The 24,548-nt window shown below is 43.7% G+C and carries 23 protein-coding genes and 1 pseudogene; 2 read left to right on the top strand and 22 right to left on the bottom strand.

Features of this window, described 5'->3' with window-relative positions; all coding sequences use genetic code 11:
- Positions 1 to 57: 57 nt before the first annotated feature.
- The 14 genes from lpxC to B9T20_RS09690 all read right to left on the bottom strand — a co-directional run bounded on the left by lpxC (position 58) and on the right by B9T20_RS09690 (position 13,366).
- Positions 58 to 984, bottom strand: a complete 927-nt coding sequence (gene lpxC, locus B9T20_RS09755; protein WP_094490870.1) for a UDP-3-O-acyl-N-acetylglucosamine deacetylase — start codon at positions 982 to 984, stop codon at positions 58 to 60.
- Positions 984 to 2,108 carry a cell division protein FtsZ gene (ftsZ, locus tag B9T20_RS09750; protein ID WP_094490869.1) on the bottom strand — a complete coding sequence of 375 codons (1,125 nt, stop codon included), beginning with the start codon at positions 2,106 to 2,108 and terminating at the stop codon, positions 984 to 986. Before ftsZ ends, lpxC begins: the two co-directional genes overlap by 1 nt.
- A 57-nt stretch (positions 2,109 to 2,165) precedes the next feature.
- The gene (gene ftsA / locus B9T20_RS09745; RefSeq protein ID WP_094490868.1) at positions 2,166 to 3,425 is read right to left on the bottom strand and encodes a cell division protein FtsA; all 1,260 of its coding nucleotides are present in this window, start codon (positions 3,423 to 3,425) and stop codon (positions 2,166 to 2,168) included.
- Between the two features lie 4 nt (positions 3,426 to 3,429).
- Positions 3,430 to 4,257, bottom strand: coding sequence for a cell division protein FtsQ/DivIB (locus B9T20_RS09740; protein WP_094490867.1), 828 nt, complete (start codon positions 4,255 to 4,257; stop codon positions 3,430 to 3,432).
- 3 nt (positions 4,258 to 4,260) lie between these two features.
- Entirely contained in the window at positions 4,261 to 5,184 is a 924-nt protein-coding gene (locus B9T20_RS09735; RefSeq protein ID WP_094490866.1) for a D-alanine--D-alanine ligase, read from the bottom strand.
- Positions 5,184 to 6,599, bottom strand: a complete 1,416-nt coding sequence (murC, locus tag B9T20_RS09730; RefSeq protein ID WP_094490865.1) for a UDP-N-acetylmuramate--L-alanine ligase — start codon at positions 6,597 to 6,599, stop codon at positions 5,184 to 5,186. Before murC ends, B9T20_RS09735 begins: the two co-directional genes overlap by 1 nt.
- Positions 6,600 to 6,640: 41 nt before the next feature.
- Positions 6,641 to 7,714 carry an undecaprenyldiphospho-muramoylpentapeptide beta-N-acetylglucosaminyltransferase gene (murG, locus tag B9T20_RS09725; RefSeq protein ID WP_094490864.1) on the bottom strand — a complete coding sequence of 358 codons (1,074 nt, stop codon included), beginning with the start codon at positions 7,712 to 7,714 and terminating at the stop codon, positions 6,641 to 6,643.
- Positions 7,689 to 8,876 carry a putative lipid II flippase FtsW gene (gene ftsW, locus B9T20_RS09720; RefSeq protein WP_094490863.1) on the bottom strand — a complete coding sequence of 396 codons (1,188 nt, stop codon included), beginning with the start codon at positions 8,874 to 8,876 and terminating at the stop codon, positions 7,689 to 7,691. Before ftsW ends, murG begins: the two co-directional genes overlap by 26 nt.
- Positions 8,869 to 10,245, bottom strand: coding sequence for a UDP-N-acetylmuramoyl-L-alanine--D-glutamate ligase (murD, locus tag B9T20_RS09715; protein WP_094490862.1), 1,377 nt, complete (start codon positions 10,243 to 10,245; stop codon positions 8,869 to 8,871). The genes ftsW and murD overlap by 8 nt, the downstream gene beginning before the upstream one ends.
- Entirely contained in the window at positions 10,232 to 10,681 is a 450-nt protein-coding gene (locus B9T20_RS09710; RefSeq protein ID WP_094490861.1) for a hypothetical protein, read from the bottom strand. The genes murD and B9T20_RS09710 overlap by 14 nt, the downstream gene beginning before the upstream one ends.
- A 75-nt stretch (positions 10,682 to 10,756) precedes the next feature.
- The gene (gene hpf / locus B9T20_RS09705) at positions 10,757 to 11,098 is read right to left on the bottom strand and encodes a ribosome hibernation-promoting factor, HPF/YfiA family (RefSeq protein ID WP_094490860.1); all 342 of its coding nucleotides are present in this window, start codon (positions 11,096 to 11,098) and stop codon (positions 10,757 to 10,759) included.
- Between the two features lie 120 nt (positions 11,099 to 11,218).
- Positions 11,219 to 12,139 (bottom strand): Dyp-type peroxidase, encoded by a 921-nt coding sequence (locus B9T20_RS09700; RefSeq protein WP_008316767.1) that lies wholly within the window; start codon positions 12,137 to 12,139, stop codon positions 11,219 to 11,221.
- A gap of 159 nt (positions 12,140 to 12,298) precedes the next feature.
- Positions 12,299 to 12,847, bottom strand: a complete 549-nt coding sequence (locus tag B9T20_RS09695) for an isochorismatase family protein (protein ID WP_008316768.1) — start codon at positions 12,845 to 12,847, stop codon at positions 12,299 to 12,301.
- Positions 12,848 to 12,868: 21 nt separating this feature from the next.
- Complete coding sequence (locus B9T20_RS09690; RefSeq protein ID WP_018123069.1) at positions 12,869 to 13,366, bottom strand: acyloxyacyl hydrolase; 498 nt, start codon at positions 13,364 to 13,366, stop codon at positions 12,869 to 12,871.
- 201 nt (positions 13,367 to 13,567) lie between these two features.
- Here B9T20_RS09690 and B9T20_RS09685 point away from each other — a divergent pair, with 201 nt between their 5' ends.
- Positions 13,568 to 14,680 carry a glycerol dehydrogenase gene (locus B9T20_RS09685; protein WP_094490859.1) on the top strand — a complete coding sequence of 371 codons (1,113 nt, stop codon included), beginning with the start codon at positions 13,568 to 13,570 and terminating at the stop codon, positions 14,678 to 14,680.
- Between the two features lie 48 nt (positions 14,681 to 14,728).
- On the opposite strand, the gene B9T20_RS09680 is transcribed toward B9T20_RS09685, so the two are convergent.
- The 4 genes from B9T20_RS09680 to B9T20_RS09665 all read right to left on the bottom strand — a co-directional run bounded on the left by B9T20_RS09680 (position 14,729) and on the right by B9T20_RS09665 (position 19,410).
- The gene (locus B9T20_RS09680) at positions 14,729 to 15,886 is read right to left on the bottom strand and encodes an iron-containing alcohol dehydrogenase (RefSeq protein ID WP_094490858.1); all 1,158 of its coding nucleotides are present in this window, start codon (positions 15,884 to 15,886) and stop codon (positions 14,729 to 14,731) included.
- Between the two features lie 15 nt (positions 15,887 to 15,901).
- The gene (locus tag B9T20_RS09675) at positions 15,902 to 17,758 is read right to left on the bottom strand and encodes an SLC13 family permease (protein ID WP_094490857.1); all 1,857 of its coding nucleotides are present in this window, start codon (positions 17,756 to 17,758) and stop codon (positions 15,902 to 15,904) included.
- An 83-nt stretch (positions 17,759 to 17,841) separates the two neighbouring features.
- Positions 17,842 to 18,345, bottom strand: a complete 504-nt coding sequence (locus tag B9T20_RS09670) for a hypothetical protein (protein WP_094490856.1) — start codon at positions 18,343 to 18,345, stop codon at positions 17,842 to 17,844.
- A 24-nt stretch (positions 18,346 to 18,369) separates the two neighbouring features.
- Positions 18,370 to 19,410, bottom strand: a complete 1,041-nt coding sequence (locus tag B9T20_RS09665; RefSeq protein ID WP_094490855.1) for a DUF481 domain-containing protein — start codon at positions 19,408 to 19,410, stop codon at positions 18,370 to 18,372.
- Positions 19,411 to 19,585: 175 nt separating this feature from the next.
- On the opposite strand from B9T20_RS09665, the gene B9T20_RS09660 reads away from it, so the two are divergent.
- The gene (locus B9T20_RS09660; RefSeq protein WP_094490854.1) at positions 19,586 to 21,862 is read left to right on the top strand and encodes a TonB-dependent hemoglobin/transferrin/lactoferrin family receptor; all 2,277 of its coding nucleotides are present in this window, start codon (positions 19,586 to 19,588) and stop codon (positions 21,860 to 21,862) included.
- Positions 21,863 to 22,101: 239 nt separating this feature from the next.
- Here the strand turns inward: B9T20_RS09660 and B9T20_RS09655 are convergent.
- The 4 genes and pseudogenes from B9T20_RS09655 to B9T20_RS10090 form a co-directional block, all read right to left on the bottom strand.
- Positions 22,102 to 23,267 (bottom strand): IS3 family transposase gene (locus B9T20_RS09655; RefSeq protein WP_094490853.1). Its coding sequence is split into 2 segments (ribosomal slippage): positions 22,102 to 23,012 and positions 23,012 to 23,267, totalling 1,167 coding nucleotides; the frame shifts between segments, so codons are not numbered across the junction.
- 114 nt (positions 23,268 to 23,381) lie between these two features.
- Entirely contained in the window at positions 23,382 to 24,269 is an 888-nt protein-coding gene (locus B9T20_RS09650; protein WP_094490852.1) for a hypothetical protein, read from the bottom strand.
- Between the two features lie 31 nt (positions 24,270 to 24,300).
- A pseudogene (locus B9T20_RS10330) lies at positions 24,301 to 24,420 on the bottom strand (hemolysin secretion D, plasmid domain protein); the annotation flags it as partial.
- Positions 24,421 to 24,460: 40 nt separating this feature from the next.
- Positions 24,461 to 24,548 (bottom strand): integrase core domain-containing protein (locus B9T20_RS10090; RefSeq protein WP_148138449.1); only part of this gene is annotated, 88 nt, incomplete at its 5' end.

Below are 24,548 nucleotides of genomic sequence, written 5' to 3'. Positions count from 1 at the left end.
TAGAGAAGCACAAAAATAACATCTCATTCTACTACAAAAGTTAGAAAAAGAAAATATTTAAGCGTGTACAAATGTTGGCAATGTAAATTGTGCAAAAATAGAGAACTCTTCTTCTTCGCATGTCACCCATTCATATGCATCTGGCTGGCTCATCAATTCACGAATCAAAAGATTGTTCAATCGATGCCCTGCCTTATAGCCCACAAATTTACCTAAAATCGGATAACCCAATTGATATAAGTCACCGACCGCATCCAACAATTTATGACGCACAAATTCATCTGGATAACGCAAACCACCTTCGTTTAAAATGCGGTAATCATCTACCACAATGGCATTGTCTAAACTGCCACCTAAACCTAAGTTATATTCGCGCATCTTTTCAAAGTCACGCATGAAACCAAAAGTTCGCGCGCGTGAAAACTCTTCGATGAAAACTTTTGCAGAAAAATCACACGCAACATGATCGCCGGTACGATTTAAAACAGGATGATTAAAGTTGATGGTAAAGTCTAAGGCAAAGCCATTGTATGGCTCTAATTTTGCCACTTTATCATCTTCTTTAACGCTCACTGTTTTCTTAATTTTAATGAAACGCTTTGGCGCCTCTTGATCAACGGTGCCCGCTGATTGCAATAAGTAAACAAATGGTGCGGAACTGCCATCCATAATGGGCACTTCTGCAGCACTCACTTCAATCAACACGTTGTCAATCCCGAAAGCAGCAAGGGCTGCCATCAAGTGTTCAACGGTGGACACAGTTTCTTTTGAGTCCGGACCACTTGCAATTTTCGTGGCAAGCATGGTCTCGATCACACCTTCAGCAGACACTTTAAATGGCGTACTGTTAGGCATGTCACTGCGTTTGAATTGAATCCCAAAATCAACCGGCATAGGATGCAATGTCAAGGAGACTTTCTTCCCTGAATGTAAACCGATGCCAACGGTTGAAATGGTCTGTTTTAACGTTCTTTGCTTAATCATTAATTTGATTGCTTTCTCAAAAAGGCGGGAATATCTAAGATTTCACCAAACAATTTGTCTTGCTGAGAACCGCGACGCTCGACAGGATGCTCTTCCTCCTGCTCCTCCACAGTTGCCGCAACACGGCGACGTGTGGTTGGTGCCGTTGTGGTGTCTTTTGGTGCATCTAAACCAGTCGCAATAATGGTGACACGTAATTCATCACCCAACTCTTCTTCAATGGCTGTACCAATGATCACAGTGGCATCATCCGATGCATATTCACTGATCATTTGACCCACTTCATTGTATTCACCAATGGAGAGGCCCATGCCACCTGTAATGTTCACTAAAATACCCTTAGCGCCCGCTAAGTTAATGTTGTCTAACAATGGCGAAGCAATGGCTTCTTGTGTCGCTTCACGCGCACGATTGTCACCGGATGCTGAGCCAACGCCCATCATCGCCATGCCTTGCTGGCTCATCACTGTTTTCACGTCATTAAAGTCAAGGTTGATTAAACCTGGCTTAATGATGCTCTCAGAGATGCCTTGCACAGCGTTGTACAACACATTGTTAGCCGCCGCAAATGCTTCAACTAAACTGGCTGTTTTACCCAACACTGTTAATAAACGTTCGTTTGGAATGGTGATCAAAGAATCCACATGATCTGCCAATACTTTTAAACCATCATTGGCGGCTTTTTCGCGTTTTTTACCTTCAAAGCTAAATGGTCTTGAAACCACAGCAACGGTCAAAATACCCATCTCGCGGGCAATTTCAGCAATCACTGGTGCAGCACCTGTTCCGGTACCACCGCCCATGCCGGCTGCCACAAAAACCATGTTCGCACCATCTAATGCTTCTTTGATGCGCTCTTTATCTTCTAGAGCGGCTTGACGACCGATCTCAGGGTTTGCACCAGCACCTAAACCTTTGGTCAATGATGATCCCAATTGGATCATGATTTCTGCTTTGGTTTTTTTAAGTGCTTGCGAGTCAGTATTAGCGGATAAAAAGTGAACACCTTTTAAACCTGAATCAACCATATGAGTTACAGCGTTGCCACCAGCGCCACCAACGCCAATAATTTTTATAATTGGTTTTTGGTCTTCAAAGTCTTGGTGTAATTCAAAAACTGGCATCTATAAAACCCCATAAAAAATAAAATTCACGCCATTATAGCAAAATATTCTTAAATATTAAAAATATTGCTTTAGCCCCTTTTTGACTTTTTGAAGGAAGGTCAACTTCGGTGCCTCTTCAATCAGCCCACGATGATGTATCAAATATTCTTGCTGCGTTCTTAGCAATCCTATCACATTTGCATACTCTGGATCACTAATATTGATATTTTTTTCACGCAGTTTTGGATCAAGCTGCACATTTTTCACATACCCAACACGCACCGGTTGGTCAAAATAGCTGATCGCAGCATCCACGAAACCATCAATATTAGCAGCGCCCCCTGTAAAGACAAGCCCTGCCCCTAACATGTGATCATAATAGTTGCTTTTGAGGGTTTGACGAATGAGCCCAAAGAAATCATCATAGCGTGGCTCGATGATGGCAGCTAAATCAGCACGCGAGACGGTTTTTACACCTTGATGCACTGGCATGCTCACCATCTCACCATGAGGCACGCGATCAACGCTCGCTGAACCATATTTGACTTTAAAGCTTTCTGCAAGGTCCGTACTCATATGCATCACGCGGGCAATGTCCATGGTGACAAAGTCACCACCAAATGGAATGCTCACCACATCTTTTAATTGACCATTGATGTAAATGGCTAAATCTAAAGTGCCACTGCCAATGTCCACTAAACAGACGCCTAAGCGTTTTTCATCTTCTGTTAAAACAGCAATGGCTGAGGCCAACCCTTGAAACACGAAGTGATCCACATCAAAATTACAGCGACGGATACATTTACGTGTATTGTCTAACGCATTGCTCGCTGCAGCGATTGCTAATGCTTTGACCGCTAAGCGAATGCCCGCCATGCCAATGGGATTGGTGATGCCTTTTTGCTTATCAATCTCATACTCTTGAGGAATCATATTGATGATTTCAGAGCCCTGAGGCAGCGCCATATCATAAGCTGCGGTTAACACATCTTGCTTATCTTTATACGTCACTTCCTTGCGATTAATCGGCACCATACCGCCGGTTTCATAGCACTCAATGTGCTTACCAGACAACGATGCTGAGAGCGAATAAATTTTGCATTCACTTTGCTGCTCTAAATCGGTGATTGCATTTTTAACCGCCGCAGCCACCTGTTCAATGTCCGAGATTTCACCGGCATTAACGCCATATGTTTTTTGGCGGCTCAATCCACGAATGATCACATGCTGATCATTCACTTCTGCCACCACTGCCAACACTTTGCTGGTCCCGATGTCTAAACCAACCACTAAGCTTGGCTTTTCTTCATTCACGACTTGTTTATTATCTGCCATAACTTTACTGTTTCCATTTCAATGCATATCCATGATCATATCGAAAATCGATCGCCATGATGCTATCCATTTTTGCTCGAATCGAAGAAGGATAGTGCAAAACAAATCTTCTTAACCTTTCTTCAAATAAACTTGAACCTAAATACAATTCTACATTATTTTCTAGAATGATGGTCCAAGCACCTCGATAATCGAGAATAATTTTATCCACTTTAAGACCAATGGTGCGCATCTCTTGTGTGATCTGCTTCATGCCATCGAGCATTTTCATGCGCTGAGCCTCTGGCCCAACTAGGTTGATCCAATTGACATTTGGAATCAGATCGGGCTCAAAAATCTCACCATCGGCTTCAATCAAATATAGATCATTCCACATGGCAACCGGACGGCGCTCTTCAATCAACAACTCAATGGATTCAGGCCAATGGCGCACCACATGAGCTGTTTTCACCCAAGGATGAGCCAGTAATTGATCGCGCTGTTGCATTAAATCATAGCTGACCAAGTTTTGCCCCATCAACTCATTGATGATGCGCTGTTTATGATTCCCCACCACATAATGCTCAGGGCCATTAATGGTATGAAACATCACATTTTTCACAGGAAATAGATTATTGACAGACAAATACATCCAGCCCCATATGGGCGATGTGCACACCACAATCACCGTTAAAACCACAATGGCAAAACGAATGTGACGCAAAATGGCGCGAAACATTTCGCCCCATTGAAATGGCTTTTTATAATGTGCCCCGCGCTTTTTACGAGCCCATGTCCAAGTGTCATTGGGCGTATTGATGCGCTCGGCACCAACAGATTTGGCATGCTTCATCAATTATAAAGTTGTCTTTAATATTTCGATGCAAAGGGCATCATAATTCATTCCCACAGCATTGGCCGCCATCGGCACCAATGAGTGTCCCGTCATGCCAGGCGACATGTTCACCTCTAACAACCAAGGCAAACCTTGTGCATCTAACACAAGATCCACGCGCCCCCAGCTTTTTCCGCCCACAGCGTGAAAAGCCTGTTCACACAAAGTGCGAATCTCTTGCTCTTTGGCTTCATCTAAACCGCACGGACAAAAATAACGCGTATCATCACGCAAATATTTGGCGTCAAAATCATAAAACGTTAAATCGGTTTCCATGCGGATCAATGGCAATGCTTGGTCATTTAAAATACCACATGTGTATTCACCTTTCCCAATGATCCAAGGCTCTGCAAACACCAAGCCACTTTTCCCTTTTGCATTGTGCCAAGCGGCCAAAAGATCTTCTGCGCGCTCAACTTTGCTGACACCAACGCTAGAACCATCTGCGCTTGGCTTCACTGCCAATGGAAAAATCCCTAAGCTCGCGACATGCGCCACATCGGCCTCATTGTGCATCTCATAGGTTTGCAACACTGGCAAACCTTTCGCTTGCCAAATCGCTTTGGTGAAGACTTTATCCATGCCCACCGCACAACCCAATGTGCCGCTGCCTGTGTACGGAATCTTCAAATAATCCAGCACCGCTTGAATGGTGCCATCTTCACCCGCACCGCCATGTAAGCTGTTCATCACGCGATCAAAACCATGTTCAGGCAGATACGCGGCAATGTTCACTTCACTTGGATCGATGCCATATGCATCCACACCTTGACGTTTTAATGCGGCCAATACCGCCTCACCGGACCACAAAGAGACTTGACGCTCAGAGGATTCTCCGCCCAACAATACCGCCACTTTACCAAATTGATTGACATCGATTGTCATTAGAGTGCGCCTCCCTTATAAAAGTTTGCGGCAATGCCGCCAATGCTGCCTGCGCCCATCATCACGATGAGATCATCTTCTTTTGCCATGCCTTGATAGACCGTTCGAATATCTTGTAATGTTGGTGCAAAATTCACTTTATGCCCAGCTGCTGCTTCAATCGCCGCAATCAATTTATCAATGCTCACGCCATCTTTAGGCTGCTCACCGGCCGGATAAATGTCCGTTAAAATCATGTCCGGATAGTTTTTCAACACCGCCACAAACTCATCAAACAACTCTTCTGTGCGTGAATAACGGTGGGGTTGAAATGCCAATACCACACGTTTTTTAGGATACGCTTCTGTCAAGGCATTCATCACGCTCTGAATTTCAGTTGGATGATGGCCATAATCTTCCATCACAGAGACATTGCCACCGGTTTTTAAGGGCACATCCGGATGGAATTGAAAACGGCGACCCACGCCTTTAAATTTCATCAAACCACGACGAATCGCAGGGGCACTCACCCCTAAATCTGTGGCAATGGCAATGGCTGCAATGCTGTTTAAGGCACTGTGTTTACCAGGCAATGCCACCGTAAATTCGCTCACACCAAAGGGCGTTTTCACCAAAAACTCCGTGCTCATTTTATTCGAGCGATATTCCAACAATTGGAAATCAGCATCTTCTGATTCACCATATGTGATCACCGGGCGCTGCAAAGCAGGAATGATCTCACGCACACCCGCATTATCCACACACATCACCACTAAACCATAAAAAGGTAAATGATGCAAAAAGTTCACAAATGTCTGTTTAAGCGTATTAAAGTCGCCATCATAAGTGGACATATGATCTTTATCGATGTTGGTGACAATCGCTGCCATGGGACGCAAATAAAGGAAGGAGGCGTCAGATTCATCGGCTTCTGCCACAAAGTATTCACCTAAGCCCAATTGTGAGCTCGATAAATTATTGGACTTATTAAAACGACCGCCCACCACAAACGTGGGATCAAGCCCCGCTTCTTCTAAAATCGATGCCAATAAACTTGTTGTGGTGGTTTTACCATGTGTACCCGCCACTGCAATGCCATAATGAAAGCGCATCAATTCGCCAAGCATTTGCGCACGTGCAATGATCGGAATGCCAAACTCTTTTGCCGCCACCACTTCAGGATTGTCATTGTGCACAGCCGTTGAAACCACAACAACATCAGCGCCCACCACATGACTGGCATCATGGCCAATCTTCACCAAGGCACCTAAAGCAATCAAGTGCTCAACGGTGGTGGATAAATTAATGTCTGAACCTGTCACCTCATAACCAAGATTCAAACACACCTCGGCAATCCCACACATCCCTGTGCCACCAATACCGATGAAATGAATACGATTGATTCGGCGCATGTTACCTGCGCGTTTGTAGTGCATTGTCTGTGTCAAAATAACATCCTTTTTAAATAAATTGAGGACTAGAAAGTACGCTCAATTGCCTCAGCAATTTCATCCACTGCCTTGGGTTTCGCATTTTTGTGTGCATTTTCCGCCATTTCTTGGGCGCGTTCAAGTGTTATGCCATCCAAAATCGTAATCATCTGTTGTGCATCAAAAGTTTTTTCATCAATGCAATACGCTGCATCGCTTTGAACCAAGAACGCGGCATTTTTACGCTGATGATCATCTACCGCCGTTGGCAATGGAATCAAAATGCTGCCAAGCCCCACTGCTGTCAATTCCGCTAAAGTCAACGCGCCTGCTCGACAAATGATGATGTCCGCCCACGCGTATGCTTGATCCATATCCTCAATGAAAGGAGCCATGCGTAATGGCGTTATGCCTGTTTTCTGCCAACTTGCATTCGCTTCGTCAAAGAGCTTTTGTCCCGTTTGATGCCACACTGCAATGTTACGTTTTGAACCTGCAATCACAGTGGGCACGATGGTGTTTAAAAAGCGTGAGCCTTGCGAGCCGCCCACCACCAAGACACGCAACGTTTTTGCATCACGATCTGCAAAACGTGCTGAAATTTCCGGCAATTTAAACAGTGCCTCACGCACAGGATTGCCAACATATTGACTGTTGGCCCATTCTGGCAACGGAAAGCCCGTCATCACATGTTGGCTCATTTTCGCCAAATAACGATTGGTCATGCCCGGCACTGCATTTTGCTCATGAATCATGAGTGGAATTTTTAAAGTATTGGCGGCCAATCCCCCGGGCCCTGATGCAAAGCCGCCAAAGCCAATCACACATTTTGGAGACAATGCTCTTAAAATGGCTTTTGCTTCCCGCACTGCTTTGAGCATTTTAAAGGGCAACATCAACCAACCTTTTAAACCATTGCCGCGTAAACCCTTAATGCTCAATGAATAGAGCTCAATGTTATGTTTAGGCACCAATGTTGTCTCTAAACCATGCGCGCCAAGCCAAGCCACGCTGTAACCTTGTGCGCGTAATTTTTCTGCCACCGCAAGCCCTGGGAAGATGTGTCCGCCCGTGCCGCCTGCCATGATGACCACATCAACCTGCTTCGCTGTTTGCTTCATCTTTCTCCACCTTTACTTGTGTTCGTTTAATCAACTCGTGCTGCGACTCCACATCAATGCGACATAAAATGCCAATGGCAATCAATAAAGTCACAATGCTAGAGCCACCATAACTCAATAAAGGCAAGGTCAATCCCTTCGTGGGTAAACGCCCCATCGCCACTGCTAAATTAATAAAGGCTTGTCCCACAATCCACATGCCAATGCCATAACTTAAATAGGCACCAAAGCGCATATTGCAAAACTCAGCACGTTTACCGATGATGAATGCGCGAGACAATAAAATGGTAAAGATGGCGATCAAAATCACCACGCCAAGCAATCCTGTCTCTTCTGCATAGACTGCAAAAATAAAGTCTGTATGGGATTCGGGTAGATAGCCCAATTTTTGAACCCCTTCACCAATGCCCACGCCCATCCATTCACCGCGGCCAATGGCCATTAAGGAGTTGATGAGCTGAAAGCCTTCGCCATATTGATCATCCCACGGATTTAAGAAGGTCTTTAAACGTGCCACGCGATAGGATGCGCTAAACAGTACAAATAACATACCGCTGACCGTTGCAATGATCACCACTAAAAAGTTTCGCATCGAAACCCCTGCAATGAACACCATGCTTAAACCCACGCCAAGCATCACCACCGTTGAACCAAAGTCCGGCTCAAGGAGCAATAGCACGCCATAAAATCCCAACACCAGCAAAATAGAGCCTAAATGCACCCATTCTTTACGTAATTTTTGATAATGGGCATCTAAAAAAGCTGCCACATAGATAAAGATCAAAAGCTTAGCCATCTCTGAGGGCTGAAAGTTAATGGGACCTATCGGAATCCAACGCATCGAACCGTTGATCTCGCGCCCAATCCCCGGAATCAATACCAATGCCAATAAAATTGCCGCTGCAAAACCGGCCACAAAGTGCATGTTGCGCCAAAACGTCAAACGCATACAAAACGCCACCCAGCCCAAAAAAATGCCGCCCACAATGAAGATGGCCTGTTGACGCGTATAGTGATACCAGATCACTTCATAGCGTTCTGTGGTGTAGGATGAGGCCGAGGTCACCATTAAAATACCGATCACCAATAACACCGTTACGGCGCTAATCAACCATGGATCCACATACACACGTTTTGGCACGCGCAGGGCTTCGTTAAACATAAGGCTCCTTCACTAATGCACGAACGTAGCGCTCAAAATGCTCACCACGGTCATTAAAACTTTTGAATTGATCAAAACTTGCACAGGCTGGTGAAAACAACACCACTTCGCCTGCTTTGGCACGTTTTGCAATGGCTGTGACAGCACTTTGTAAATCACGACTATAAACAGACTCGCACGTGACAGGAATGTGCGGCGTGATGGAGGAAATGTCCTCACCGATCAAATACACGCCAAGCATATTGTCATCATCTAATAATGTTTTTAATTCGGAAAAGTCCTGATCTTTGGTCACGCCGCCTAAAATGAGCCATTTAGGCTCTAAAAATCCTTCAATGGCTGCAACCGTTGAGGGTAAATTGGTGGCCTTTGAGTCATTGTGATAACGCACGCCATCGATCACAGCCACCAATGCGCAGCGGTGCGGCAACGCTTGATAATGGGCAATGGCATCACGAAGCGCCGCTTCTTTAACACCCAAGGCACGGGTAATGGCGCATGCGGCCATCACATTTGCGTAGTTGTGCAATCCGCCAAGGCTAATGTTGGCAAGGTCAATGGCGATGTCACCATCGGTAATGGCAATGGGCAATCCGTTTTGCCATTGCATGTGCCAAGTGGCGGCATCATTTTTAAGGCTAAATGTTGTTGTGCTCAAGGATTGATGAGACACATAATCCATTAAATAGGCATCATCTACATTCACCACCGATTGTTTGGCCATGTGCAATAATTTAAATTTAGAATGTGCATAATGGTCAAAATCACGATAGCGATCTAAATGATCCGGCGCTAAATTCAAAATCGCCGCCACTGTCACATCTAAATGCTCTGTGGTTTCTAATTGAAAGCTTGAAAGCTCTAACACATACACAGGCTGAATGGCACCTTGCGCCTTAGCGTTTAACCATAAATTGAGCGCAGGTTCACCCAGATTGCCGCCCACAAATACAGCGCGATCATCTTTCGCTAAAATGTCCGCCACCAATGTTGTCACGGTACTTTTACCATTTGTCCCTGTAATGCCCACAATCGTTTGACCTTGTGTCAGATGCGCAAAAAGCTCAATGTCTCCGCCGATGTGATCTTGTGGCAAACGAGCTAAACAACTTTGCAATTCAGGCGTTGCTAGCGGCACACCTGGACTTAACCATAAATAATCACACTCATCGAGCCAAGCTGCACAAAAGCCACCGACATGACAATCTGCACCCAATGCTGCAATCTCTGAATGATTCGGCGGTGCATCTCTTGAATCCATCGCATAGATATGGGCTGCCCCAAGCTCTTTTAAGGCTTTGACCAAAGATAAGCCCGTGATCCCAAAACCCACCACTAAATGTTTAGCTGATTCCTCAATCGGAAACATGACAAGCGCCTCGCTCTTTAAATGTAATTGTTTCTTGCTGCAATACAGCATGATCTTTGTCAAAAATCGTCCGTTGCCACACTTTTTGATGGGGCTGATGCTTCAGTAAAACCTTCACAAAAAAGCGCGCCGAGACATTTTGACAAGTGCCGGAAATTTTATACCCATCTCGGTGATTTTCAATCAAATTGTCACAAAATTGCGCCAACTGCGCTGAATCTTTATCCACTGAGAAAATTTTGGCAAATTCATCCTGACTAAAGCATAGCGCATCCTCACTGATTAACGTGCGCTTTGCCCCATCAAGACGCTGATGAGATTTTAGCCAAAGGCGCGGCGCCATAGGGTCATGCACAGAAGCAATGTGCTGACTTTGCCAAAAAATGCCCAAAGCTGTGCACAGCAAGAGTCCACAGCCGATGATGATTTTATTCATGATTCCTAAAATTAACGCGCATAAAAAAACCTTAAAAACAGAGTACCATTTTTAAGGTTTTAAGAGAATGTGCAATTATTCTTCGTCAGTCTCAAGTGCTTCTTTCTCGTGTTCTTGACGTTGACGTTGAAGCGTCATCGCTTTATCTTTCATTTTCAGATATTGCTTTTCAAGCTTATTGACGGCTTCATCAATCGATACATAGAGATCATCGGTTGTAGCTTCTGCATTAATGTCTGCCGCATGGGGAACATTCATGCTGATTTCAGCTTTTTGGCGTTTGTTTTCCACAGATAGCACCACGTCCACTTGAGTGATTTGATCACGATGGCGCTCGATTTTGCTTAAACGTTCTTTGACATGTTCTTGGATTGCAGCGGTTAATTCTAAACCATCACCAGTAATGTTAATGTTCATAACTACTCCTTTTATAATCGACGTTGAAACGTTTTGTTGTGACTGTGTAGCTGTTACTTACCCTTCACATTAATACAGATTCTGAGAAATGAGAAGGGATAAATCCGATTCGTACAATGTTTAATCATCCCCTAAGGCATCTAATTGATCCACCGAGGGTGCATACAGATAACTGCCGGTCACCGCATGGGTGTAACAGAACATACGATCAAAATGCTCATCTTTTTCACCACACATATTGGTGAGCATCGCATCAATCGCCGTCAAATGCGCGCAATAACCCACAAAATATAAACCATGTTTGCCGCTTGCTTGACCATAGGGCAAGCTTTGACGTACGATTTCAAGCTCCTCGCCATCTTCTTCAATCACCACTCGCTCTGTGTGTGCACCGACAGGTTTTTCATCATCACCCATTTCGATGTCATCTTGTTTTGTGCGCCCAAAGGTGCCCTCTTGTGTGGCTAAATCTAAGTGGTGAAACTGCTCTAAATGATGTTCCCAACGTTGGGCAATCACGTAGCTGCCGCCCGCATCGATGCCATCATTGATGACCGCAACATCCACGCGATCCTGTATGCCTTTAGGATTTTCTGTGCCATCGACAAAACCGCCTAAATCACGCGCATCTAACCAACGAAAACCATGCACTTCTTCTTCAATCGTCACCACATCTTTAAAGATACGGACAAATTCTTGGGCAAGTGTGAAATTCATTTTATGTTCGTTTGACACTAAATGCACAAAGAGATCGCGCTGCGTACCGGCGACCATGCCATGGGCTTTATCTGTGAGATCAAATAATTCAGGGGCACTGTCATCATTGCCGGATAATTTTTTCCATGCTTGTTGGCCAAATGCCATCACAGAGGCAATGCCCATGTGACCATAACGGGTTTTGTATGAGCGAATGCGCGCCATAAACTCAGCGATGGCATCTTTGATGGCATCCATATCCTCTGTTTTAAAATTTGCTTCAATAAAAATGGCATGATCTCGATTTTCCACAACCATGCCATCTTGATAATTCAATTCGCTCATTCATTCACTCCAAAAGATCATTATTGCTATGTGATAACTCATATTATGGGGATGATCCTACCATTTAAAAGCACAACTTCAATAAAAATGATTTAAAACAATTTTTCATAAAATCGCCGCATCAGGCAGCCCTTATGCGGCGATCGTTCATGCGCTTTATTATTTAATTAAACGGCTGATCTCTTTAAACTTCGGATGTTCTGCCGTTTCTAACAATTCAAACAGCAAAGATTCTAATGATGTCACGCCGGCGCCATAACCGACCATGCGATCAATGCCAATCTCTTTGTTCTCTTTTGTGCGTGAAGAGACACAATCGACCACCACATCTACCGTCACATCATTCTCTTCTAACAATAAATCACGCGCGGTTTGAAAGACGCACACATGGGATTCAATGCCTGCAAGCAACACATGATCTGCCCCTGATTCTGCCAATGCACGGCGAAACTCAGCTGAACCCATCGCACTGAAACAATTTTTAATGATGGGGGAATACCCACCTGCCACTAAAATCTCTTTTAAAGAGCCCACCGTTTCCCCTAAGCCTTGAGGATATTGCTCTAACCATAAAACAGGCACATCCAAGATTTGTGCGCCTTTGAGTAATTTTTCAAGTTGTGGCACAAGTTCATCTTGATTGTGCATCACTTGTGTGAGTTTCTCTTGTACATCGACAAATACAATGATTGGGTTTGCGTATTTCATCTCTCAATCCTCCACGGATGGTTAAAACTCATAAGCATAATAGAGCGCATAGCTCTCAATGCCTTCATTGGGCCTTTTCAAGCCCGCATTTGAATAGTGGATGGCGCGTGCACCAAAAGTGTGTGCGCCAATGGTTGCCCCTATTCCAATGCGATCCTCAAAATTCACACTGCTGCCTAGATTTTGATCCCCCACTTTGGTTTTCGAAAACGCCGCGATCCCAACCCCCAATTCAATAAAGGGCTCCATACCGCTCCCCGTATAAAAGTTATAGGTTAACACGGGACTTAAAGAGATCGAGCTCACATCTTTACCATATTTGCCTTTTTCCCAATAAGTGTACGCCACATCCCAATAACCTGATAAATAACCCACAGATGTGTCAAAATATTTCCCTTCCCAAGGCGATCTTGCGCCAATGCGAAATGTATTTTCACTTTGCCCGGTGTGCCCTGCGGACACCTCTAATTGCCAAGCATTCGCTAAATTCACAGAGGCGGCAACCATCGTTGCAAGCATCACTCTTTTTGTTAGTAGATTCACGTGATTCACTCCAGATTGAACAAAATGATCTCAATATAACCGATCGGCTACCAAAATTAAACCATCATTCCTCGAACTCAAATTTGTCACACAGATCTGTTATACTGAAATTGAAGTCACAACAAAGTTGCAACACGATTCACATCGATACAACAACATAAACATAAGGAGCTTCGTATGCTAAAAGTATTACAATCCCCCGGTAAATATGTTCAAGGTCCTGATGCCCTTGCCGCCATCGCAGATTACATTGCACCGCTTGGCAAAAAAGCCTTCGTGATTGCCGATGAATTTGTCTTTGGCCTTGTCAAAGAGATTGTGGAAAAAAGTTGTCAATCCCAAAACATTCCTTACAGTGAAGCGATCTTTCAGGGCGAATGCTCAGCAAAAGAGATCGATCGCTTAAGTGCTGCCTTTCAACAGAGCGGCGCGGACATTGTGGTTGGCATTGGTGGCGGTAAAACCTTAGATGCCGCCAAGGCTGTGGCCCATTATGGTCATGCACCCATCATCATTGCACCCACCATTGCCTCAACCGATGCGCCAACAAGCGCGCTCTCTGTCATCTATACAGATAATGGCGAGTTTGAGAGCTATCTGCTCTACCCTAAAAATCCTGATGTTGTATTGATGGATACGCGCATCATTGCCAATGCACCCGTGCGTCTATTTGTGGCAGGCATGGGCGATGCGCTTGCCACTTATTTTGAAGCCAGAAGCTGCTCAGAGGCACAAAAAACCACCATGGCAGGCGGGCTCACTTCATTAGCGGCAATGTCACTGGCCACTTTATGCTATGAAACCCTGCTTGAAGAAGGATTGAAGGCCAAATTGGCGGTGGAAAATAAAGTGAGCACCAAAGCCGTGGAAAACATTGTCGAGGCCAATACGCTCCTCAGTGGGTTAGGCTTTGAAAGCGCAGGCTTAGCGGCAGCACATGCCATTCACAATGGTTTAACGGTGATTGAAGCGTGCCATGATCGTTATCATGGTGAAAAAGTGGCCTTTGGTACATTGGTGCAATTGGTGCTTGAAAACAGCCCGATGGAAGAGATCGAGGAAGTGCTCGATTTTTGTACACAAGTGGGCTTGCCGGTGACCTTAGCGGAGCTTGGCTTAACAATGGATGCGCCAAATTATCATGAATTATTGCATGCAGCCGCTGAGTTAAGCTGTGCAAAGGGTGAAACCATCCACAACATGCCATTTGAAGTTAAAGTGGAAGATGTCTATGCCGCACTGTTAACAGCCGATCGACTCGGGCGCGCATGGCGCAATGAAGACATTTAAAATCATCCTTTGATGTCAAAAGCCCTGTCAATACAGGGCTTTTTTTCATTATAGACGCAACGTTAAAATCTCACGCACGCGCTCAGCATCAATCGATTGATGCTCCCCGAGCTGCCAGCCTCGCTCAGCAAAGCGGGCACAAATGATATCGATGGCTGTGGCATCTAGCCCATAATCACTCAAGCGCGTTTTCATACCAACGCTGTCAAACCATGCTTCAACCGCCGCAATGGTTTGCGTGATTTGCCCATCATCATTTGTTTCATGAATGCCAAACACATTGCGCCCAAGTTGCATGATCTTACGGGCTTTGTGGTCTTTTTCCATCACCATCACGCCCGGTAACACAATGGCTAACGTTTGTGCATGATCCAATCCATACAATGCCGTCAATTCATGCCCAATGGCATGCGTTGCCCAGTCATTGGGCACGCCCACTCCAATCCAACCATTGAGCGCCCAGGTGGCCGCCCACATAAAATTGGCGCGCGAATTGTATTCCGGTGCTTGATGAATGATGGCATCTGAGGTTTCAATCAATACCTTCACCACCGCTTCTGCCATATAATCTTGTACCAAGGCTTGATGTTGATCGGTTAAATATTGCTCCATCACATGAATGAATGCATCCACCAATCCATTGGCCAATTGGCGTTTTGGCAGTGTATATGTGGTCAATGGATCCAGCACAGAGAATTTTGGAAAAGTGTGCGCACTGGAAAACGATAATTTCTCTTGTGTTGCGGCACGCGTGATGACGCCACCATCATTCATCTCCGAACCTGTCGCGGGCAATGTCATCACCGCACCAAACGGTAACGCTTGATCAATGCTGCTACCGCGATCCACCAAAATTTGCCAAGGATCATCCCCCTGATAACAGGCAGCTGCTGCAATGAATTTGGTGGCATCAAGCACAGAACCACCGCCCACCGCGAGCAAAAAGTCAATGTTTTGTGCATGAATGCATGCCACAGCCTTTAAGCACGTTTCATAATGTGGATTTGGCTCAATGCCTGCAAACTCAACCACTTCATGCGCACTCAAAGCGGCCTTCACTTGATCATACACGCCATTACGCAAAATGCTCCCGCCGCCATAAATCATCAACACGCGTGCCGATTTTGGCACCACATCTTTGAGTTTTTCAATCATCCCTTGACCAAAAATGATCTCAGTGGGATTGGCATACATAAAATTGTTCATCAATGTTTCCTCAATTTAAGGTGAGACAGGACTCAATGATAACGGAAAGAGGAGCGGAACGAAAAGCACAGCAATCAACATCACAATCATCGCAAAAGGTAAACCGACCTTCACAAAGTCCCCAAAGCTGTAATTACCCGGCGCGATTACCAAAGTATTAACAGGTGATGACACTGGCGTAATGAAAGCGGCCGATGAGGCAATGGCCACAATCATGGCAAATGGATACGGGGATAAACCAAGCACTGATGCTGTTTGAATGGCGATCGGTGCCAATAAAACCGCTGTGGCGGTATTGGAAATAAAGAGCCCGGTGAGCGCCGTGACACCAAAGAGAATCATCAATAAAATCCGTGGACTCGCATCCCCGCTGATCTCTAATAAAAATTTAACCGCTAAATCCACACCGCCTGTGTTTTGTAGGGCAATGGCAAAAGGAAACATCCCTACAATCAGGATAATGCTTTGCCAATGGATGGATTTATAAGCACTGTCCATCGTAATGCAGCCAAATACGCCCATTAACAGCGCTCCAAAAATCGCCACAAGCACTGTTGGAAAAATTCCGGAAATCATCAATCCCACCGTGATCAACAGCGCCACCACAGCATAAGGTGCTTTTTCCATGGCCGGCGCCACTTCATCCACTTCTGCCGGAATGGTGAGCACCACAAAATCATCTTTTAAGGATTGTAATTGACGAATCGCCTTCCACATCCCGATGACCAACAATGTATCGCCCTGCTTTAAGCGCTCATCTAACAGCTCATTTTCCACAATTTTGCCTTGACGTCGCAACCCGATCACGTTGAGATTGTAATTGGTGCGAAAGGCATTTTCTAAAATGGTTTTATCAATGAGTTGTGAGTCCGGATGAATCGTCACTTCCACCATGCCAATTTCGCGCGCATGCTCATTGAAGTAGCTGCTCAATAGCGGCAACGACATCAAATGAAACTCTAAACAAAATTGATTGATCTTTTCAGGATAGAAAAAGTCAAAGAGCAAAATGTCATTTTCTTGAATGATCCGATCCGGCACAGCATCGAGCACCACATTTTTAAAGCGGCTCAAACGGCGCTCTACGGCAATGATATTCGCCCCATGCTTTTCCCGTAGGTGCATGTCTGACAATCTTCGCCCCACTAAAGGTGAATCTTTCCCAACGCTCGCGCGGTGATTGCGCCCTTTGAGTTGATATTCACTCACTAAATAGTCAATGTCCACGCGGGATTTACGAGATTTTTTAGTCGCTTCATCGGCTTTTTTCCCAAGCAAACGGCGGGCAAACAACATGTACACAACACCAACGATGAGCACCATTAAGCCAATCGGTGTGAATGAGAAAAACTCAAAGCCCGCGTGACCTGACAACTGCAATTGCCCAGATACAACTAAGTTTGGCGGCGTTGCCACCAACGTCATCATGCCACTGATGAGCCCTGCAAAACTGAGCGGCATCATCAATCGACGGACATCTGCCTTCATTTTTGCCGCAATGCTCAGCACAATCGGAATGAAAATTGCCACAATCCCTGTTGAGCTCATCACGGAGCCTAAAATCGCCACCGACAACATCAACAATACAATGAGTCGTGTTTCACTGTTTTTAGATTGGCGAATCAGCCAGTCACCCACGCGAAAAGCAACGCCTGTGCGCACAAGGCCATCACCAATGATGAAAAACACCGCCACAATGATGACACTTGTGTCACTAAAGCCGGCCAACGCTTGATCAAGGGTGACGCTGCCTGTTACAGGCAAGGCAAGCAGCGCACACACAGCAACCACATCCATGCGCGGTTTGTTGATCATAAATGCAATCACGGCCGCAAGGAGCAGCCCTAACACAATCATTAATTCGTGAGTCATAATCTTTATTCTTCGAAGACTTTTTAGGGAGATCTCGCCATTATAGTGATTTACACAAAGGTTTCATCCCCTATTCACATCTCTTAAGATTTTGGGGCAAACTGCTGCAATGTGGGCAGATAATACTCCGTTAATGTCAAACTTTCTTGATTGATATAAAACGTAGAGCAGCGAGCCACGACTGTGGTCAACGGTTTTTGACAATACGCACGCAAAGCACTTGGTAAGGCAGAGTGCTCAAAGATTTGATAACAAAATGCTGAGCGCTCAATCACATTCTCGCCACTGAAGAGCTTACGTCCCAATGATTGCGTGCCGCAGTTTAAATAATCACACCAAAAGTGCGCCTGTTGATCACACTCGCTTTCTGCCCAAATGACATCTATGCCAGACAATCGCAATGCCACTTGCCGGCTAAAGGCATCTCCTTTATCCCCTAAAAAGAGCACATTGACGCTAAAGTCATCCTTTAAAGCCTCTAACCCCACCGTCAATGATTGAATGGTGAGCAATGGCTCATACAGCTCAATTGATAAACCGGCTTGTGTGAGTTCTGTGTGCAGCTGATCCTCATGAAACCATCGCATCGAAACACTCCTTATCCATAAAAATCACCAATGATACCCCAATCCAAAATGGACACTGCGATTTCTCGATTCACCATCTTTTGAGCGAATCTTTTCATAACTGACACCTGTATTGACGGAAATGGCATCCGTCAATTGATAGGAAAGCGTCGCCCCTAAATTTAAATCGAGCGTCACCGCTTGATTAAAGCTTCGACCCACCTCACCAGTTGTGCTGAATTTAATGGATTGATTCATCAAGGCTTGGCGATAATCCCACTTTAATGAGGCTTGTGGGTTTTCACGATGATCCCCATTGCGATATTCAAGCACCTGATAATTTAAGAGCGTTGCCACTGAAAAGGCTGAGCGCTCATTGTTCCAAAGCTGCCAACCGGGACCTGTACCCACCATGGTATTTTCACGAATCTCTTCTATCCAATCATGCTGATAACTCATCGCGCTTTGCCAGAAAAAATGAGATGAGAAAAAGCGATCCACTGAATAACCTAAATTATAATAATAGCTCTTAGTGCGATCACTCTCTGTTTTTCGATAAAACGCGCCGTTCAATGTATGCCGCCACAATCCATGCTCAATTTTAATGGTATTGGCCCAATTGTAACGCGCTGTTTTTGTACTGTCTCGATCAATATAAGCACCAAAAGTGACATTGCCCGTGACTTTAAAATCTTCGCGCTTAGGCATCTTTTCATTGACCTTCGCCAATGAAATTTGCTCATTCATCGGCATTTGCACAACTCCATCATCAGTATCCACCAACAGCAATCGTTGCACCCGCTTGCCTTCTTTTTTGACAATCTTAAACTCAGCGCCATGCCCCACAATTTCAGAAGAAAAAAGATCCCGCTTCACATTAACGGCATGCGTGATTGTAAAATTGACCACTTGTGATTGATCAATCTTCACGGTGCCTGCGTAATCTGTTTTTAAAAAGAGATATGGCCCTTCTAAATATGTGACTTGCCCTGATAAACGATCGCCATTTTTCAGAGCCACTTCATCGGCAAAGACCGAAGATAAGAGCAAGAGTCCAACGCCCCATCCGATTTTTTTCACTAACATTCTTCCTGTGTTTTGCACAAATGGAGCATCATTATAGCGCCCTTTTCATAAGAACCGATTGATAACTGTATAAAAATTATGACAATTTGAATCATTAATGAGATTGATAATCAAATACTATCATGATACATTTGCATGCGATAATGATTCCCATTAACATTTGGACCTAATTTACATGCACCCTAAATATTCTGTGACCACTGTTTTAGCGATGTCCTCATTGCTGCTCCCCCACTTTACATTTGCTGAACCCTCCTCAGATGATGAGGACAACAAAGCCATTAACCTTGATAAGGTTGTGGTCATTGGTGAGGTCAAACCACAAGCTGTCTTTAAATCCACGCAAACTGCGGCAGACATCACCAAAAATATGGTGCAAGATGAGCGCGATCTCTTTCGCAATGAATTAAGTGTGGGCGTCACTGAAAGTGGCCGCGCCGGCAGCAATGGTTATGCCATTCGCGGTGTGGATAAAGAGCGCGTGGCCGTCATTGTCGATGGTTTACCCCAAGCTGAAACCTTTATGCCTTCCATCTATAAAGGTTATGGCTATTTCAATGGCAGCATCAATAACACAGAATTTGAAAACATCAGCTCTGTGACCGTGAATAAAGGTGCAAACTCCGTCAGTGATGGCAGTGGCGCTGTCGGTGGCTCTGTTTACTTTAAAACCAAAACTGTGGATGATTTTGTCAAACCCGGTGAAAAACTCGGGCTCTACACCAAAGGGGCGTATTCCTCTAAAAATAAAGAGTGGCGCTATGTGTTAGGGGCAGGCTTTAAAGTCAATCGCTTTTTTGGTTTTGCACAATTGACGCAACGCCGCGGCCATGAAACGAAAAATAATGGTCGAGGGGATGATGTGTATGGCTGGACACGTGGCCGCCCGGATCCTTCAAAATTCCGCACCACATCATGGCTGACAAAACTTGGCTATGAGCTCAATGAGTCAAACCGCATCACCGCTTTTTATGAGGATCGTGCACACCGTCAATTTACTGAGGAAAAAACATTTGATGGCTGGAATACGCACCGCTTTGCTTCAGATACTGCACCTTATCGCCGCTATGGCTTAGAGTATGACTACTTTGCCACCGATTCCACATGGTTAGACACCATTAACATCATCGCCGCTGATCAGAAAATCAAAATGCAAGCGCACACTTATAATGTGAATCAACGCGATTTTAAAGTGGATCAACGCTATTTTCGTGAGTTTGAACAGCGACAAAAATTACTCAAAGCACAACTCTTTACACAAGCCATCAATCTTGGTGGCATCGAGCATACCTTCCAAGGCAAATTAGAGTTCCGTAAAGGGCACCTTAAAAATCAAAACTATGATGTTTTATATTTAACAGACAGCGTACATCCGTCAAAATACAGCATCATGACGCCCGTCAGCTCAAAAGTGCTCGCACTCTCTTTGCAAGATGAGATTCAAGTCACCCCTGAATTACATTTGTCCCTAGGTGCCCGTTATGATCAATACACATACAGCCCAAAATTAGATGGCAGCAACAAATTCCCCATCAGTTTTGACGATAGTAAAAAACATTTCTCGCGCCCATCTTGGTCAATCGGCGCAACCTATAACTTTACGCCAGAGCATCAAATCGGCTATAAAATCAGCACAGGCTTTAGAGCCCCTAAAATTGAAGAACTCTTTTTTGAATTTGGTAAAGGCGGCGCCAATCACTTTATGCCAAATCCACAACTGAAACCTGAAACAGCCCTCAATCAAGAGATCACCTACCAATTCCAAAATGATTACAGTCAATTTGGCATTGGCATTTTTGAAAGCCGCTACCGTAACTTTATTGATGAGCGTGTTTCAGAGGGGCAAATGCTTAATCCATATTATGCTTCACACGGCGGACGTCAATACCTTTTCGTGAATCAAATCCAGTTTGTAAACATTGCCCGCGCAAAAATCAAAGGCATTGAAGTCAATGGCTCAATCAATGGTGAATTATTGGGATTATCGGACAGCTGGACTTTTAACGCTAAAGCACAATACAGTCGCGGTAAAAATCAAGATGGTGATCCACTCAAATCCATTCAACCTTGGAGCGCATTAGTAGGCATTGAATATCAAGCACCTTCTGAGCGCTGGAACCTATCCTTAACAGGGCGTTACAGTGCCGCAAAAAAAGGTAAAGACACCAAAGAAACACAATATTCATGGCGCGGTGTTGAGGAAAAAGAGTGGCCTTGGTTAAGCCCATCTTATTTTGTAGTGGATTTAACAGGACAAGTGAACATTGATAAAGACATGACCATCAACTTTGGTGTGTTCAATCTCTTTAATCGCAGTTACACCACATGGGACAGTTTACGAGACATTCCTACTTATGGTACAACAAATCGCGTGGATCCAAAAGGTAAAGGCTTAAATCGTTTCACAGCGCCTAAACGTAACTTTATGATTTCGTTTGAAGCTCGATTCTAACAACAATTTTTAATCAACCAATACTACCGATGATGCTCATGTGTCATCGGTTTTTTTATTGCGCTTTCATCACAGCATCAATAAAAAACCCTGACCATTGTGAGAATGGTCAGGGTTGTTACCGAGTAATAAAGATTCATCCTGAAATCAATACAACACATTGATTTTATAATATTTTATTCAATGACAAAATTGACCTATGCTGTCAAATGTAGACACTTTAACTTGGGAGATTTTCATTATGCAGCATGACGTTCATAATATAAATTTGCCAGTTGTCTTGGCGACATCCACCCTAATCCTTTTTGAATCCTAGTTTGATTGTATTCAAGTTCAATATACTGAGTAATATCAGCTTTAGCTTCACCTCTCGTTTTGTAATCTTTGTGATACACCAATTCATTCTTTAAAGTTCCCCAAAAACTTTCAATTGGTGCATTGTCATAGCAATTGCCTTTACGGCTCATTGAACCTAAAAACTTATGTCTCTGAATAATAGATCGATAAGCTTTACTGCAATATTGGCTACCACGATCCGAGTGCACAATTAATTCTTTGGATGGCTTTTGATTGCGAATTGCCATATTCAGTGCATCACACACTAATTGGGAAATCATATGTTTATCAATTGCATAACCGACAATTTCATGAGTAAAAAGATCTTTAATACCTGCAACATACAACCAACCTTCAGCAGTCCAGATATAAGTAATATCACTGCACCAAGCCTGATTCGGCTGACTATATTCAAAATATTGGCCTAATAAATTAGTGTAAATAGGTTTATTATGTTTTGATTGAGTTGTTTGCTTATATCTACGATGCTTAGTGCACCGAATGCCTAGCTTTTCTCGAATAGTACGCACCATGTACAGGCTAATACTGTAACCCTGAATCAATAAATATTGATGTAAGCGTTCATGACCATACAAACCATTTTTGGCTTGATGTGCCGCTTTAACTATCAATTCACAACGATTACGATGAGTCGATTGGATACTTATTTTTTTATTAATCCATTGGTAATAACCAGAAACGTGTACATCAAATACCTTGCACATTCGATTAATACTGAACCTTTTAGAGTTATTTTGTACAAAAGCATACTTCTCTAACTGTTTTTTGCGAAGTATGCTGTGGCCTTTTTTAGGATTTCACGCTCTTCTTCAGCTATGCGCAAAGCACGTTTTAGTTGTTTATTTTCTTCTAGAATAGCCATGATATCTGGGTCATATTGTTCAGTACCAATCAGTTGGCCTTTATTGGCTTTGTTACACCAATTAAATAGAGTTTGCATCGGCAGTCCCAACTCACGAGAGATTAGGCTGATATTGCCATTATGTTCTTCTACTTTTTTAACAGCTTGCGCTCTAAATTCTGCTGTGTACTTTTCACGTTTAGTCATAAAATAATTCCTTGGTTATGAGATAATATTACCAAGTTTTAGTGTCTAAGTTCTTCAGCATAGCTCAGCTCCAATCACATCTTCCATTTGTTTATAAATACTCATAATTTATCCTTAATTATCCTGTTTTATTAATATATTTAAATTGGAACACTCTTTAATCATTTCTTCTGTTCCTAAATGAGGTTTGTTTATATCTATTTTATTATCGGAGAAATAACCTTCTGCAATCAAACCCCCAACTTCATCCCAAACTTTCCAAATCCCCACCCTATCATTTGCCCACAATCCATCTGAATCGTACATTCCTTCACATCTTTTCTCACCATTACTATGCCAATACTCAGCCCATCCATGATTAGCTGAACTAGTCTGTTTATGTTTTTTAAACATAGCCTGCCCATTTTCGTACCAAGCAAAATCTTCTCCTGATTGGCTACCAGGGTAATCATGAATGAACATGCTTTTTTTTGAACCATTTGAATAAAACGTCTGATCCCATAACCGACTCCCATCGTTGCTATAAGCAATGATAGTTCTCAAAGTATTTTTTTCATCATATTCATGCTTTTCACTAAAATATCGTGTTTTTTTGAATTGGCCATTACTATATTTTTCTGCTGTTAGTAAAGAGCCTTCTTCTTTTTTTGTACCATCTTCTCTCCATAAACGATATGGACCACCAATATGGCCATCTATCAATTGGTATTCTGCTCGCTTAATCCCTTTTTCATCTATTACAACTTTTTTTTCAATATTTCCTGTACCACTTAGAACTTTAGAAAAATGGTCTGCTTCAAATATTCTTTTTTTCTCCTGCTCAGCACGTTCTGCTCTGAGTTCTATCAGTTTTTTTTCTCGATACTCTTTATCTAATCGCTCCAAGGCAGCAATGGTTTCTTGTCTTTCCACCTCTTTATATGTCATATATTTTATATAACCAAAGTAACCTCCTCCAATAACTACAATAATGACCAGTCCTATTAAACTTTTCTTCAACATATATTTTTCTCCTTAGGCTTCAAATCTATTTCTATAATTCACGCATACTCTCATCCACCTTCGTTTGAAGTGGGCTCAAGAAGTAATCTATCACTCGGCGTTCTCTGATCTTAATCTCAGCCGTTACATTCATGCCCGCCGTCAGCGGTATTGGTAATCCTCCCATAAATAACCGAAGTTAAAAGTAGAGGTTAAGCAGCCATTAAAGGTGGTCGTCCTTGATTAGCTTGGTGTGGCCTTTCATGATTATAATGCCAAAGCCATTGAGTTGCATAATCT

This window comes from Wohlfahrtiimonas sp. G9077 (assembly GCF_002252155.1).
Classification (GTDB): domain Bacteria; phylum Pseudomonadota; class Gammaproteobacteria; order Cardiobacteriales; family Wohlfahrtiimonadaceae; genus Wohlfahrtiimonas.
Note: the sequence above shows the minus strand (reverse complement) of the source record. Positions and strands in the feature narration are given on the sequence as shown.

Bases quoted from the DNA above. Each gene is read 5' to 3' on its own strand.
- B9T20_RS09700 (WP_008316767.1), bottom strand. From the start codon at position 12,139: ATGAGCGAATTGAATTATCAAGATGGCATGGTTGTGGAAAATCGAGAT.
- hpf (WP_094490860.1), bottom strand. From the start codon at position 11,098: ATGAACATTAACATTACTGGTGATGGTTTAGAATTAACCGCTGCAATC.
- B9T20_RS09650 (WP_094490852.1), bottom strand. From the start codon at position 24,269: ATGTTGAAGAAAAGTTTAATAGGACTGGTCATTATTGTAGTTATTGGA.
- murD (WP_094490862.1), bottom strand. From the start codon at position 10,245: ATGTTTCCGATTGAGGAATCAGCTAAACATTTAGTGGTGGGTTTTGGG.
- murG (WP_094490864.1), bottom strand. From the start codon at position 7,714: ATGAAGCAAACAGCGAAGCAGGTTGATGTGGTCATCATGGCAGGCGGC.
- ftsA (WP_094490868.1), bottom strand. From the start codon at position 3,425: ATGGCAGATAATAAACAAGTCGTGAATGAAGAAAAGCCAAGCTTAGTG.
- B9T20_RS09660 (WP_094490854.1), top strand. From the start codon at position 19,586: ATGCACCCTAAATATTCTGTGACCACTGTTTTAGCGATGTCCTCATTG.
- B9T20_RS09735 (WP_094490866.1), bottom strand. From the start codon at position 5,184: ATGACAATCGATGTCAATCAATTTGGTAAAGTGGCGGTATTGTTGGGC.
- B9T20_RS09690 (WP_018123069.1), bottom strand. From the start codon at position 13,366: ATGCTTGCAACGATGGTTGCCGCCTCTGTGAATTTAGCGAATGCTTGG.
- B9T20_RS09740 (WP_094490867.1), bottom strand. From the start codon at position 4,257: ATGAAGCATGCCAAATCTGTTGGTGCCGAGCGCATCAATACGCCCAAT.
- ftsW (WP_094490863.1), bottom strand. From the start codon at position 8,876: ATGTTTAACGAAGCCCTGCGCGTGCCAAAACGTGTGTATGTGGATCCA.
- B9T20_RS09685 (WP_094490859.1), top strand. From the start codon at position 13,568: ATGCTAAAAGTATTACAATCCCCCGGTAAATATGTTCAAGGTCCTGAT.
- murC (WP_094490865.1), bottom strand. From the start codon at position 6,599: ATGCACTACAAACGCGCAGGTAACATGCGCCGAATCAATCGTATTCAT.
- lpxC (WP_094490870.1), bottom strand. From the start codon at position 984: ATGATTAAGCAAAGAACGTTAAAACAGACCATTTCAACCGTTGGCATC.
- B9T20_RS09665 (WP_094490855.1), bottom strand. From the start codon at position 19,410: ATGTTAGTGAAAAAAATCGGATGGGGCGTTGGACTCTTGCTCTTATCT.
- B9T20_RS09670 (WP_094490856.1), bottom strand. From the start codon at position 18,345: ATGCGATGGTTTCATGAGGATCAGCTGCACACAGAACTCACACAAGCC.
- B9T20_RS09695 (WP_008316768.1), bottom strand. From the start codon at position 12,847: ATGAAATACGCAAACCCAATCATTGTATTTGTCGATGTACAAGAGAAA.
- ftsZ (WP_094490869.1), bottom strand. From the start codon at position 2,108: ATGCCAGTTTTTGAATTACACCAAGACTTTGAAGACCAAAAACCAATT.
- B9T20_RS09710 (WP_094490861.1), bottom strand. From the start codon at position 10,681: ATGAATAAAATCATCATCGGCTGTGGACTCTTGCTGTGCACAGCTTTG.
- B9T20_RS09680 (WP_094490858.1), bottom strand. From the start codon at position 15,886: ATGAACAATTTTATGTATGCCAATCCCACTGAGATCATTTTTGGTCAA.
- B9T20_RS09675 (WP_094490857.1), bottom strand. From the start codon at position 17,758: ATGACTCACGAATTAATGATTGTGTTAGGGCTGCTCCTTGCGGCCGTG.